The 13,842-nt window shown below is 72.9% G+C and carries 9 protein-coding genes; all 9 read left to right on the top strand.

The window, feature by feature from the left end:
* The first annotated feature begins 148 nt into the window (after positions 1–148).
* The 9 genes from ACIBW6_RS24045 to aceE all read left to right on the top strand — a co-directional run bounded on the left by ACIBW6_RS24045 (position 149) and on the right by aceE (position 13,804).
* Complete coding sequence (locus ACIBW6_RS24045; protein WP_399062845.1) at positions 149–1,363, top strand: nicotinate-nucleotide--dimethylbenzimidazole phosphoribosyltransferase; 1,215 nt, start codon at positions 149–151, stop codon at positions 1,361–1,363.
* 123 nt (positions 1,364–1,486) lie between these two features.
* Positions 1,487–3,262: a phosphatidylglycerol lysyltransferase domain-containing protein gene (locus tag ACIBW6_RS24040; protein ID WP_399062843.1), complete on the top strand. Its 1,776-nt coding sequence runs from the start codon at positions 1,487–1,489 to the stop codon at positions 3,260–3,262.
* Positions 3,259–3,936: a hypothetical protein gene (locus ACIBW6_RS24035; protein ID WP_399062842.1), complete on the top strand. Its 678-nt coding sequence runs from the start codon at positions 3,259–3,261 to the stop codon at positions 3,934–3,936. Before ACIBW6_RS24040 ends, ACIBW6_RS24035 begins: the two co-directional genes overlap by 4 nt.
* Before the next feature lie 9 nt (positions 3,937–3,945).
* A complete protein-coding gene (gene cobS, locus ACIBW6_RS24030; RefSeq protein WP_399062840.1) occupies positions 3,946–4,716 on the top strand; it encodes an adenosylcobinamide-GDP ribazoletransferase in 771 nt (256 codons plus the stop codon).
* 168 nt (positions 4,717–4,884) lie between these two features.
* The gene (locus ACIBW6_RS24025) at positions 4,885–6,432 is read left to right on the top strand and encodes a leucyl aminopeptidase (protein WP_399062838.1); all 1,548 of its coding nucleotides are present in this window, start codon (positions 4,885–4,887) and stop codon (positions 6,430–6,432) included.
* Positions 6,433–6,723: 291 nt separating this feature from the next.
* A complete protein-coding gene (gene lpdA / locus ACIBW6_RS24020) occupies positions 6,724–8,112 on the top strand; it encodes a dihydrolipoyl dehydrogenase (protein ID WP_399062836.1) in 1,389 nt (462 codons plus the stop codon).
* Positions 8,113–8,220: 108 nt separating this feature from the next.
* The gene (sucB, locus tag ACIBW6_RS24015; RefSeq protein ID WP_399062834.1) at positions 8,221–10,014 is read left to right on the top strand and encodes a 2-oxoglutarate dehydrogenase, E2 component, dihydrolipoamide succinyltransferase; all 1,794 of its coding nucleotides are present in this window, start codon (positions 8,221–8,223) and stop codon (positions 10,012–10,014) included.
* A gap of 172 nt (positions 10,015–10,186) precedes the next feature.
* Entirely contained in the window at positions 10,187–10,810 is a 624-nt protein-coding gene (locus ACIBW6_RS24010; protein ID WP_399062832.1) for a GntR family transcriptional regulator, read from the top strand.
* Between the two features lie 282 nt (positions 10,811–11,092).
* On the top strand, positions 11,093–13,804 hold the full coding sequence (gene aceE, locus ACIBW6_RS24005; RefSeq protein WP_399062830.1) for a pyruvate dehydrogenase (acetyl-transferring), homodimeric type: 2,712 nt from the start codon (positions 11,093–11,095) through the stop codon (positions 13,802–13,804).
* The last annotated feature ends 38 nt before the right edge of the window (positions 13,805–13,842 follow it).

The raw sequence follows: 13,842 nt of genomic DNA, 5'->3' as shown, positions 1-13,842 counted from the left end.
CGGGCACCCGGCAATCACAGGGCGCGGTTGCCGCGTCGCGCCAGGTGATCACCTGTCAGGAGCCGCCACCGCCAGGCGTTCCGCGGGGGCCGGGCGGCTGACGGGACGTCAGCGGCCGGGCCGGCGCACGGCCGGTACTGTTCGACGAATGAGCTCGCTGAATCTCGACGACTTCACCGACCTGATCGAGCGCCCCGACGGCGGCACCCGCCGCGACGCCGAGGAGCGCAGGGCCCGGTTCGCCGTGCCGCCCGGCGCCCTGGGCCGCCTCGACGAGCTGGGCGAGTGGCTCGGCGCCGCCCAGGGTTCGGTGCCGGTGCGGCCGGTCGCGCGGCCGCGGGTGGTCCTCTTCGCCGGCGACCACGGCGTCGCCGGGCTCGGCGTGTCGAAGCGCGCCGCGGGCACCGCGGCCGCGCTGGTCCGCGAGGCCGCCGAGGGCGCGAGCGCCGGCGCGGTGCTCGCCCGGCGGCTCGGTGTCGGCGTGCGGATCGTCGACATGGCGCTCGACTGCGACCCGGCCGAGCTGCCGGCCGGGGTCGGGGGGCACCGGGTGCGGCGCGGCTCCGGGCGGATCGACGTCGAGGACGCGCTCACCCTGGAGGAGGCCGAGGCGGCCTTCCTGGCGGGTATGGCGATCGCCGACGAGGAGGCCGACGCGGGTACGGACCTGGTGGTGCTCGGCGACCTGAGCGTGGGCGGCACGACGGCGGCGGCCACGCTCGTCGCGGCCCTGTGCGGCACCGACGCCTCGGTGGTCACCGGCCGCGGCGGCGACCCGGTCGACGACCTGACCTGGATGCGCAAGTGCGCGGCGGTGCGGGACGCGCTGCGCCGGGCCCGGCCGGTCCTGGGCGACCAGTTGCAGCTCCTCGCCGCCGTGGGCGGCGCCGATCTCGCGGCGGGGACCGGCTTCCTGTTGCAGAGCGCGGTGCGCCGCACGCCGGTGATCCTGGACGGCGTGGTGTCGGCCGCGTGCGCGCTGGTCGGCCAGCGGGTCGCGTTCCGCGCGCCCGACTGGTGGCTGGCCGGGCACGCCAGCGGCGAGCCGGCCCAGGCCAAGGCGCTGGACCGGATGGCGATGGACCCGCTGCTCGACCAGGGCGTGCGGGTGGGCGGCGGCGCCGGCGCGCTGCTGGCGCTGCCGGTGGTCCAGGCCGCCGCCGCGCTGGCGGCGGAGCTTCCCGAACTCCCGGAGCCCGGGGCGGAGCAACCCGCGGACGAGAAGCAGGGGGCCACCGGCGTCCCCGACACCGCTGACACCGCTGACGCGGCCGACAACGCCGACGCCGCTCCTGCCGACGACGGCACGCAGAGCGCGAGGGGCGCGGACGGCGTGGTCGGCGCGGAGGGCGCCGAGCGGTAGTGACCCCGGGTCGGCGCCGCACCCCAGGACGGCTCGCCCCAGGACGGCTCGCCCCGGGTCGGCGCCGCACCCCACGGCGGCGCCGTCCGCAAATCACACCAAAACGCCCATATGCTCGCCGTCATGGGCGTCACGGGAGAGCCACCGACCAGCACACCGACCTCACGACGCGCCGCGGGCTTCACCGTCTGGTACCTCCGGGCCGTCACGTTCCTCAATCTGCTGAGCGCCGTCTGGGTCTCCTTCGGACAGGACCTGCGCCGCCACAACGCGGAGAACTACTTCACCCCGTACCTGCTCGCCGCGGGCTTCTCCTCCGCCGTCGTCACCTGGTTCCTCGCGGTCACGATGCGCCGGCGCAGACGCGCGGCCTGGATCCTCAACCTCGTGCTGGCCGGCGCCTTCCTGCTGCTGTTCGCCGTCGTCATGTGCTTCGCGGAGGTCCGGCAGTACGCGCAGAACTGGATCTCGCTCGCGGCCACCGCCGCCTTCGTGGCCGCCCTGCTCGCCGGGCGCCGGGAGTTCTACGCCAAGGGCGACCGCGCCAACCCCCGCCTCGCCGCGGCGCTCGCCGCCGGCGGCCTGCTGGCCACCTCGCTCGTCGCGGCGCTGCTGGTCACCGCCGCCGACCAGGCGCGGGACACCGGGCGTGCCACCTTCCTGGACCGCTGGCGCTACGGCACGCTGCGGCTCGTCTCCGTCGCCACCGACGGCGCCCCGCACCCGGGCATCGCCACCCCGCACTGGGTCGACGCCGTCATCAACGTCCTGTCGACGCTCCTGCTGATCGCTGTCGTGCGCGCCGCCTTCCGCGCCCGCAGGGCGGTCGACCCGATCGCCCCGCACGACGAGTCGCGGCTGCGCGCCCTGCTCGACAAGGGCGGCGAGCGCGACTCCCTCGGCTACTTCGCGCTGCGCCGCGAGAAGAGCGTCGTGTGGTCCCCGACCGGCAAGGCCGCGGTGACGTACCGGGTGATCGGCGGCGTCTCGCTCGCCTCCGGCGACCCCATCGGCGACCCGGAGGCCTGGCCCGGCGCGATCGAACCCTGGCTCGCCCAGGCGCGGGTGCACGGCTGGATCCCCGCCGTGATGGGCGCGAGCGAGGAGGCCGGCACCGTCTACGCGCGGCACGGCCTGGACGCCCTCGAACTCGGCGACGAGGCCATCGTGGCGACCGCGACCCGGGACGGCGGCGCCGAGCGCCGCTTCACCCTCGAAGGGCGCTCGATGCGCACGGTGCGGCAGGCCTACAACCGGGTGCGGCGCGCGGGCTACTCGGTCCGGGTCCGCCGCCACGAGGACATCCCGCCCGCCGAGATGGCCCACCTGCTGGAGCGGGCCGACCAGTGGCGCGACGGGGCCACCGAGCGCGGCTTCTCGATGGCGCTCGGCCGGCTCGGCGACCCGGCCGACGGCCGGTGCGTGATGCTCGAATGCACCGACGCGACCGGGCGGTTGCGGGCGGTGCTTTCGTTCGTGCCCTGGGGCCCGCGGGGTCTTTCGCTCGATCTGATGCGGCGTGACCGGGCCGCAGAGAACGGGCTGATGGAGTTCATGGTCATCGAACTCCTGCAGCGCTCCGCCGAGATCGGCGTCGCCCGGGTCTCGCTCAACTTCGCCCTCTTCCGCTCCGTCTTCGAGCGCGGCTCGCGGCTCGGCGCGGGCCCCGTGCTGCGCCTGTGGCGCGCGCTGCTCGGCTTCTTCTCCCGGTGGTGGCAGATCGAGTCGCTCTACCGCGCCAACGCCAAGTACCGCCCTCTGTGGGAACCGCGCTTCCTGCTCTTCGAGAAGAGCGCCGACCTGCCGCGCATCGGCATCGCCTCGGCCCGCGCCGAAGGCTTCCTGGACCTCCCCGGCCTGCCGGGGTGGCTGCGGCGCGACCGGGTGGAGCAGCCGTGACGGGCGCCGCGGGCAGCTGGGCCCGCCGCGAGTGGGGGCCGCTGTACGGCGTCGTCCGCGCACGGCTGCGCACCCGCGGGCGGCCCCCGGTCCCGCTGACCCTGACCGCGGTGGGCCTGACGGCGGCGTTCCAGTACGTCCAGAACCAGCCCTGGGGCTACCCGCTCGTCCAGCAGATCGGCGCGGTCCGGGCCGCCGACCCCCTCTGGCTCGGCCTGGCGCGCACGCCCCTGTCCCTCTACGTCCCCGCGCTCGACCTGCCGGTGTGGGGCGCGCTCGCGCAGGTCCTGCTCGTCCTCGGCGTCGCGGAGCTCTCCCTCGGCCGCCGCCGCACCCTGCTGCTCGCGTACGCGGCCACCCTCGCCGGGACGCTGTACGCGCGGGTCGGCGTCGCGCTCGGCCCGGCGGGCCCGCTCGGCCTGCCCGCGTCGGACGCGCACGTCGTGGACACCGGCCCCTCGGCCGCGGTGGTCGGCCTCGCGCTCTACGTGTGCTGGCGCCACCGGGCCCGCTGGACCGGCGCCCTGGTCGCCGTCGCGATGGCCGCCGAGTGCGCGCTCGAGCCGAACCTGGCGGGCAAGGAGCACCTGGCCGCCGTCGCCGCGACGCTCGCCCTGTGCGGCGCCACCGCGCTGCGCGGGCGCGCCCCGGCCCCGGCCGCCGCCCCGGGTTAACCTCCCCCGGTGTCCGCAACGAGCTCCCGCACCGCCCTGACCGACGGCATACGTTTCGCCTTCGGCACCCTCACCGTCCTGCCCGTCACCGTCACCCGCTGGGACCGGGACGCGGCCCGCGCCGGCATGCTGTGCGCGCCGCTCGCGGGCCTGGTCGTCGGGGTCGCCGCGGCGGCGCTCGGCGGGGCGCTGACCTTCCTCGGGGCGGGGGCGCTCCTCGCCGCGGTCGCCTCCGTCGCGGTGCCGGCGGTGCTCACCCGGGGCCTGCACCTGGACGGGCTCGCGGACGTCGCGGACGGCCTGGGCAGCGGGAAGCCCGCGGCGGACGCGCTGCGCGTCATGAAGCAGTCGGACATCGGCCCGTTCGGCGTCGTGACGCTGGTCCTCACGCTGCTCGCCCAGATCGCCGCCCTGGCCCAGCTGTACGCGCAGTCCTGGGCCCACGGCGCCGTCGCGGCGGCCGCCTGCGCGGTGACCGCCCGCCTCGCCCTCACCTTCGCCGCCCGCGCAGGCGTCCCGGCCGCCCGCCCGGAGGGGCTGGGCGCGGCCGTCGCCGGGACGGTGCCGCCGCGGGCCGCGCTGCTGACGGGCCTCGTGGTCGCGGCGCTCGCCGCCGCGCTCTCGCCCGGGGCGGCGCTCGGCGTCGTACTGGGCTGCGCGGCGGCCGAGGTGCTGCTGCGCCGCTGCGTGCGCCGGTTCGGCGGGGTGACGGGGGACGTGTTCGGGGCGGTGGCGGAGACGGCGGCGACGGCGGTGCTGATCACCCTGACACTCACCTGAACCAGATCAGACCCCCAGCACCCCCTCTCGGCCCCTCCGGCGCTTGAGGAGCGGGGTCCGGGGCAGAGCCCCGTGACAGCACCTCGGGGGCCCGCGGCCAGGAGACGGGCGTAGGCTCACATCCGGGCCACCCAAACCCCCGAGCCACGAAAGAGGGACCTCACCACAGTGACTGCTCTGACTCTCAGCACCGCCGCGCCCAGCGGCCTGCGTGCCGACGCCGTCGTCGTCGGTGTCGCCAAGGGCACCAAGGGCGACACGAACCTGGTCGTCGCGCCGGGCGCGGAGGCCGTGGACAAGGCGTACGACGGCAAGCTCGCCGCCGTCCTGGAGACCCTCGGCGCCACCGGCGGCGAGGGCGAGGTGACCAAGCTCCCCGCGCCCTCCGGCTTCAAGGCGCCGGTCGTGCTGGCGGTCGGTCTCGGTGCCCTGCCCGAGACGTCCGCCGACGGCGCGACGTTCGACGCCGAGTCGCTGCGCCGCGCCGCGGGCGTCGCCGCCCGCACCCTCGCCGGTGCCAAGAAGGCCGCGTTCGCGCTGCCGGTCCAGGACGCCGAGGACGCCGGTGTGATCGCCGAGGGCGCGCTGCTCGGCGCGTACTCCTTCGACGCCTACAAGGAGTCCGCCCAGGACGCCAAGAGCGCGAAGGCCCCGCTCGCCGAGGTGGTCCTGCTCGGGGTCAAGCCGCGCGACAAGGCCTACAAGGCGGAGATCGAGCGCGCCACCGCGCTCGGCGAAGAGCTGAACCGCGCCCGCGACCTGGTCAACACCCCGCCGAACGACCTCAACCCCGAGGCCTTCGCCGCCGTCGCCCAGGCCGCCGGCAAGGAACACGGCATCAAGGTGCAGGTCCTCGACGAGAAGGCGCTCACCAAGGGCGGCTACGGCGGCATCCTCGGGGTCGGCGCCGGTTCCTCCTCGGCCCCGCGCCTGGTGAAGCTCTCGTACACCAGCTCCAGGGCAGGCAAGAACACGAAGCACCTCGCCTTCGTCGGCAAGGGCATCACCTACGACTCGGGCGGCATCTCGCTGAAGCCCGCCGGGCACAACGAGACGATGAAGTGCGACATGGCCGGCGCCGCCGCCGTGTTCGCCGCCGTCGTCACCGCGGCCCGCCTCAAGCTCGACGTGAACGTCACCGGCTGGCTGGCGCTCGCCGAGAACATGCCGTCCGGCTCCGCCACCCGCCCCGGCGACGTGCTGCGCATGTACTCCGGCAAGACCGTCGAGGTCCTGAACACGGACGCCGAGGGCCGGCTCGTGCTGGCCGACGCCCTCGCGAAGGCCTCCGAGGAGACCCCGGACGCGATCGTCGACGTGGCGACCCTGACCGGCGCCATGGTCCTCGCGCTCGGCAACCGCACGTACGGGATCATGGCCAACGACGACGCCTTCCGCACCTCGATCCACGAGATCGCGGAGGAGGTCGGCGAGCCGTCCTGGCCGATGCCGCTCCCGGCCGACCTGCGCAAGGGCATGGACTCGGCCACCGCCGACATCGCCAACATGGGCGAGCGGATGGGCGGCGGCCTGGTCGCCGGCCTCTTCCTGAAGGAGTTCGTCGGCGAGGGCATCACCTGGGCCCACCTCGACGTCGCGGGCCCCGCCTTCAACGAGGGCGGCCCGTTCGGCTACACGCCCAAGGGCGGCACGGGCTCGGCGGTCCGTACGCTGGTCCGCCTCGCGGAGCGCACGGCCGCGGGCGACCTCGGCTGACCCGGCGTACACGTCGTCACTGGTGACAGCCCCGGGCCCGGCGCCCGGGGCTGTTCGCTCTGGACGAAAACGCCCTCCCTGCCCCCTTCCGGCCCCTTCCTCCTGGCCTGCTTCCGGTGTAACCGGCGTCTCAGACCCCGGCCCGACGTCCCGCATGCCTTCGACAAGTGCGAGGATGGGGGGCGGCAGGACAGGGCCCCCACCACAGGGCCGAAGAACGAGCGGCCGAACACCAGCCGCCGCCCGGTCATCGGAGACCGGCGTACGGCGCACATGCATGGAGGACGTGACGTGGCGAACGACGCCAGCACCGTTTTCGACCTAGTGATCCTCGGCGGTGGCAGCGGCGGTTACGCCGCGGCTCTGCGTGCCTCGCAGCTGGGACTCGACGTCGCCCTGATCGAGAAGGGCAAGGTCGGCGGCACCTGCCTGCACAACGGCTGCATCCCGACGAAGGCCCTGCTGCACGCGGGCGAGATCGCCGACCAGGCCCGCGAGAGCGAGCAGTTCGGCGTCAAGGCGACCTTCGAGGGCATCGACATCGAGGCCGTCCACAAGTACAAGGACGAGGTCATCTCCGGCCTGTACAAGGGCCTGCAGGGGCTGATCGCCTCCCGCAAGGTGACGTACATCGAGGGTGAGGGCAAGCTCTCCTCCCCGACCTCCGTCGACGTGGACGGCCGGCGCGTCGAGGGCCGCCACATCCTGCTGGCGACCGGCTCCGTGCCGAAGTCGCTGCCGGGCCTGGAGATCGACGGCAACCGCATCATCTCCTCGGACCACGCGCTGAAGCTGGACCGCGTCCCGCAGTCCGCGATCGTGCTGGGCGGCGGCGTCATCGGCGTCGAGTTCGCCTCCGCGTGGAAGTCCTTCGGCACCGACATCACCATCGTCGAGGGCCTCAAGCACCTCGTGCCGGTCGAGGACGAGAACAGCTCCAAGCTCCTGGAGCGCGCGTTCCGCAAGCGCGGCATCAAGTTCAACCTCGGCACGTTCTTCGAGAAGGCGGAGTACACGCAGGACGGCGTCCGCGTGACCCTCGCCGACGGCAAGACCTTCGACGCCGAGGTGCTGCTCGTCGCCATCGGCCGCGGCCCGGTCTCCCAGGGCCTCGGCTACGAGGAGCAGGGCGTCGCGATGGACCGCGGCTACGTCCTCGTCGACGAGTACATGCAGACGAACGTGCCCACGATCTCGGCCGTCGGTGACCTCGTCCCGACGCTCCAGCTCGCGCACGTCGGCTTCGCCGAGGGCATCCTGGTGGCGGAGCGTCTGGCCGGTCTCAAGACCGTCCCGATCGACTACGACGGCGTGCCGAAGGTGACGTACTGCCACCCCGAGGTCGCCTCCGTGGGCATCACCGAGGCCAAGGCCAAGGAGATCTACGGTGCGGACAAGGTCGTCGCTCTGAAGTACAACCTCGCGGGCAACGGCAAGTCCAAGATCCTCAAGACCGCGGGCGAGATCAAGCTCGTCCAGGTCAAGGACGGTGCCGTGGTCGGCGTCCACATGGTCGGCGACCGTATGGGCGAGCAGGTCGGCGAAGCCCAGCTGATCTACAACTGGGAAGCGCTGCCCGCCGAGGTCGCCCAGCTCATCCACGCCCACCCGACGCAGAACGAGGCCATGGGCGAGGCCCACCTCGCCCTCGCGGGCAAGCCGCTGCACTCGCACGACTGAGCAGCGACCGCACCCGCCGCCCCCGTCGCAACTGGGCGCGACGACCGACCACAGACTTCCGCACTGCGGTATCCGTAGCTGCGCATCGTTAAAGGAGCAACAGAAACCATGGCGGTTTCCGTATCCCTTCCGGCGCTCGGTGAGAGCGTCACCGAGGGCACTGTCACCCGCTGGCTGAAGGCCGAGGGCGAGCGCGTCGAGGTCGACGAGCCGCTGCTGGAGGTGTCGACCGACAAGGTCGACACCGAGATCCCCTCGCCCGCCGCCGGCGTCCTGGCCTCCATCAAGGTCGCCGAGGACGAGACCGTCGAGGTCGGCGCCGAACTGGCCGTCATCGACGACGGCTCCGGCGCCCCGGCCCAGGAGCAGGCCCCGGCCGCCGAGCCGGCCAAGGCCGACGAGGCCGCGCCGTCCACCGAGGCCGAGGCCCCCGCCCCGGCTCCCACCGCCGACGCGGCCGCCGGTTCCGGCTCCGCCGAGGGCACCGACGTGACACTGCCGGCGCTCGGCGAGTCCGTCACCGAGGGCACCGTCACCCGGTGGCTGAAGGAGGTCGGCGAGGAGGTCGCGGAGGACGAGCCCCTCCTGGAGGTCTCCACCGACAAGGTCGACACCGAGATCCCCTCCCCCGTCGCCGGTGTGCTCCTGGAGATCACCGTCGCCGAGGACGAGACCGCCGAGGTCGGCGCCAAGCTCGCCGTCATCGGTGCCCCCGGTGCCGCTCCGGCCAAGGCCGAGGCGCAGCCCGCCGCCCCCGCTCAGGAGGCTCCGGCGCCGCAGCAGGCCGCCCCGGCCCAGGAGGCCCCGGCCCCGCAGGCTCCGGCCGCCCCCGCCCCGCAGGCCCCCTCTGCCCCGGCCCCGCAGCAGCAGACCCAGCCGGCGCCCGACCCGGTCCCGTCCGAGCCGGCCCCCGCTCCGACGCCCGCTCCGGCCAAGGCCGAGGCCCCGAAGAGCCCCGCGCCCGCCCCGGCGGACGACGGTGCCTACGTGACCCCGCTGGTGCGCAAGCTCGCCGCCGAGAACAACGTGGACCTGTCCACGGTCAAGGGCTCCGGCGTCGGCGGCCGCATCCGCAAGCAGGACGTCACGGCCGCCGCCGAGGCCGCCAAGGCGCAGGCTCCGGCCGCCGCCCCGGCCGCCTCCTCGGCGCCGAAGTCCCCGGCCCTGGAGGTCTCCCCCCTCCGCGGCCAGACGGTCAAGCTGCCGCGCATCCGCAAGGCGATCGCCGACAACATGACCAAGGCGCTGCACGAGCAGGCGCAGCTCTCCTCGGTCATCGAGGTCGACATCACCAAGCTGATGAAGCTGCGGGGCCAGGCCAAGGACGGCTTCGCCGCCCGTGAGGGCGTCAAGCTCTCGCCGATGCCGTTCTTCGTCAAGGCCGCCGTCCAGGCGCTCAAGGCCCACCCGGTCATCAACGCGCGCCTGAACTACGACGAGGGCACGATCACCTACTTCGACTCGGAGAACGTCGGCATCGCCGTCGACTCCGAGAAGGGCCTGATGACCCCGGTCATCAAGGGCGCCGGTGACCTCAACCTCGCGGGCATCGCCAAGAAGACGGCGGAGCTGGCCGGCAAGGTCCGCACGAACAAGATCGCCCCGGACGACCTGTCGGGCGCCACCTTCACGATCTCCAACACGGGGTCGCGCGGCGCGCTCTTCGACACGGTCATCGTCCCGCCGAACCAGGTCGCCATCCTGGGCATCGGTGCCACGGTGAAGCGCCCCGTCGTCATCAACCACCCGGACCTGGGCGAGACCATCGCCATCCGCGACATGACGTACGTGACGCTCTCCTACGACCACCGTCTGGTGGACGGCGCGGACGCCGCCCGTTACCTGACGACGGTCAAGCAGATCCTCGAGGCCGGCGAGTTCGAGGTCGAGCTGGGTCTGTAGTACTTCCGCGTACGTGCGAGTGCTTCCGCGTGCTTGCGCGTACTTACGGGTACTTCCGGGTGTCCGGCTGTAACCAGCCTCACCTGCGGCGCCCCCGTCCGGAGCACATCCGGACGGGGGCGCCGCCGTATTGTCTAGTCGTCAACTCCCCTTGGCCCCCGGAGGAGCCCTCATGACCACGCCGGTCGTCCACTCGCTGCGCGAGCAGATCCGCGAGCACATCGTGGAGGGGATCGTCAGCGGCCGCTGGAAGCCGGGCGAGCGCATCGTGGAGCGCCGGATCGCCACGGAGCTGGAGGTCAGCCAGACGCCCGTACGGGAGGCCCTGCGGGAGCTGGAGTCGCTGCGGCTGATCGAGTCGGCGCCCAACAAGGGGGTGCGGGTCCGCAACCTCTCGGCGGCGGACCTGGAGGAGAGCTATCCGGTGCGGGCCGGTCTGGAGGCCATCGCGGCGGAGCTCGCCTGCGGGCGGCTGGCCGAGGACTGCTCGGCGCTGGAGCCGCACGTCTCCGCGCTGTACCGGGCCGACCTGGACGCGGACGGGACCGCGCAGGTGCGGCACACGGTCGGTTTCCACCGGGAGCTGGTCCGCGCCGCGGGGAACTCCGTGCTGCTGCACACGTGGGAGGGGCTCGGGATCGAGGTCTTCACCGCGCTCTCCATCCGGTGGCTGGGGACCGTGCAGCAGTCCTACGCGGAGGAGCACGAGGAGCTGGTCGCCGCGTTCCGGCGGCGGGATCCCGACATCGCCGCGCTGGTGAAGGCGCATGTTCTCGGGTGTGCGCCGCGTCCGTGAGGCGGCGGGCGTGGGCCATGTGCGGTGCGTCGCCCGGTGATCGCCGTGCGTGGCTGGTCGCGCAGTTCCCCGCACCCCTGGCGGGGCACGGAGTGCCCCTGCTCATGGCACCTTGTGCCTACTTTTTCGAACTGGAGAGGTTTTACTCTTCAACCCTTTGATCGATCATCGATCACGGAGTTATTGTCGCTGTCGGATCCCCACCGGGACCCCGCCCTGTCCTGCCAAAGACCAAGGGCACCCCACCCCACCCCCTTCGACTCAGGAAGGCGTGCGGCGACTATGACCGACCCCATGCGCATCCAGCCGAGCGAGCTCGACCAGCTCCCGGACCGCGACCCCGAGGAGACCGCCGAATGGCAGGCCTCCCTGGACGCCGTCACCAAGGCGGCCGGGCCGCACCGTGCCGCGCAGCTGATGCGCCGCACGCTGGAGCGCGGCGAGGCCGGCGGCCTGCCGCTGCCCAAGCTCCTGTCGACCGAGTACCTCAACTCGATCCCCACCTCCGCCGAGCCGGACTTCCCCGGTGACATGGAGCTGGAAGCCAAGATCACCGCCTACAACCGGTGGAACGCGGCGGCGATGGTGACGCGCGGCAGCAAACACGGCGTCGGCGGGCACATCGCCACCTTCGCCTCGGCCGCCTGGCTGTACGAGACCGGCTTCAACCACTTCTTCCGCGGGAAGGAGGGCGACGGCTCCGGCGACCAGCTGTACATCCAGGGCCACGCCTCCCCCGGCATCTACGCCCGTGCCTTCCTCGACGGCCGCCTCTCCGAGGCCCAGCTGGACAACTTCCGCCGCGAGGCCGGGGGCAACGGCCTGCCGTCGTACCCGCACCCGCGCCGCCTCCCGTGGCTGTGGGAGTTCCCGACCGTGTCGATGGGCCTCGGCCCGCTGTCGGCGATCTACCAGGCGCGGTTCAACCGCTACCTGAGCGCCCGCAACATCAAGGACACCTCGAACTCCCACGTCTGGGCCTTCCTCGGCGACGGCGAGATGGACGAGCCCGAGTCGACCTCGGCGCTCACCCTCGCGGCCCGCGAGGGTCTGGACAACCTGACCTTCGTCATCAACTGCAACCTGCAGCGCCTGGACGGCCCGGTCCGCCCGAACTTCCGCGTCGTGCAGGAGCTGGAGGCCCAGTTCCGCGGCTCCGGCTGGAACGTCATCAAGTCGATGTGGGGCAACGCGTGGGACGAGCTGTTCCAGCTGGACACCACCGGCGCGCTCCTGGAGCGGCTCCGTGAGGTCCCGGACGCCCAGTTCCAGACGTACCAGACGCGCGACGTCGCCTACATCCGCGAGAACTTCTTCGGTGTGAGCCCGGCGCTGACCGAGCTCGCGAAGGTGCTGTCCGACGACAAGATCTCCGAGTGCTTCCACACCTCCCGCGGCGGCCACGAGCCCCGCAAGGTGTACGCGGCGTACAAGGCGGCCGTCGAGCACAAGGGCGCCCCGACGGTCATCCTGACCCAGACCGTCAAGGGCTTCACGCTCGGCAAGGGCTTCGAGTCGAAGAACGCCAACCACCAGATGAAGAAGCTGACGATCGACGAGTTCAAGGACATGCGTGACCTCCTTGACCTGCCGATCCCGGACAGCCGCTTCGATGACAACGCCGGTGTCGTTCCGTACGCCCGTCCCGCGGAGGGCTCGCCCGAGCTGCGCTACCTCGCCGAGCGCCGTGCCGCCCTGGGCGGTCCCGCCCCGGCCCGCCGCACGCAGCCGCTCGCGCCGCTGCCCGCCCCCGCCGACAAGGCCTTCGCCTCGTTCGACAAGGGCTCCGGCTCGCAGTCGGTCGCCTCGACGATGGCGCTCGTACGGCTCCTGAAGGACCTCGTACGGGACAAGACGTCCGGCAAGCGCTGGGTGCCGATCATCCCCGACGAGGCGCGCACCTTCGGCATGGAGTCGCTCTTCCCGTCGCTGGGCCTGTACTCGCCCAAGGGCCAGACGTACGACCCGGTCGACCGCGACCAGCTCATGTACTACAAGGAGTCCGAGTCGGGCCAGATCCTCAACGAGGGGATCAACGAGGCGGGCTCGCTGGCCGACTTCATCGCCGCCGCCACGTCGTACTCGACGCACGGCGAGCAGATGATCCCGCTGTACATCTTCTACTCGATGTTCGGCTGGCAGCGCACCGGCGACCAGTTCTGGCAGCTCGCCGACCAGATGGGCCGCGGCTTCGTCGTCGGCGCCACCGCGGGCCGCACGACGCTCACCGGTGAGGGCCTCCAGCACGCGGACGGCCACTCGCCGATGATCGCGGCGACCAACCCGGCGGCCCTCTCCTACGACCCGGCCTTCGCCTACGAGATCGCCACGATCATGAAGGAAGGCCTGCGCCGCATGTACGGCGAGGCCAAGCCGGGCGAGGACCAGGACGTCTTCTACTACCTGACGGTCTACAACGAGCCGATGCCGCAGCCGGCCAAGCCGGCCGTGCAGGGTCTCGACGAGGCCATCATCAAGGGCCTGTACCGCTTCAACACGGCGGAGACCGCGGGCGTCGAGGTGGCGGCGGCGAACGCCCCGCGCATCAACCTCATCGGTTCCGGCACGGCCATCCACTGGACGCTCAAGGCGCAGCGGCTGCTCGCCGAGGAGTGGGGCGTGGCCGCCGACGTGTGGTCGGCCACCTCCTGGACCGAGCTGCGCCGCGACGCCCTGGAGGCCGACGAGGCGCTGCTCAAGGGCGAGGAGCGGATCCCGTACGTGCGGCAGGCGCTCGCCTCCGCGCAGGGTCCCGTGCTGGCCGTCTCCGACTACATGCGCCAGGTCCCGGACCAGATCGCGCAGTGGGTCGAGCAGGACTACTCCTCGCTGGGCGCGGACGGCTTCGGCCTCTCCGACACCCGTGAGGACGCGCGCCGGCACTTCGGCGTCGACGCCGAGTCGATCGTCGTCGCGGCCCTCGCCCAGCTCGCCCGCCGCGGCGAGGTCAAGGCGACGGCCGTGAAGGAGGCGCGCGAGCGCTACGGCCTGTAGGCGCAGCAGTAAGTACTGTGCGTGCCCCGTCCCGATTG

It is taken from the genome of Streptomyces sp. NPDC049813 (genome assembly GCF_044465085.1).
Lineage (GTDB): Bacteria > Actinomycetota > Actinomycetes > Streptomycetales > Streptomycetaceae > Streptomyces.
The sequence above is the reverse complement of the archived record's forward strand: the minus strand, read 5'-3'. Positions and strand labels throughout refer to the sequence as shown.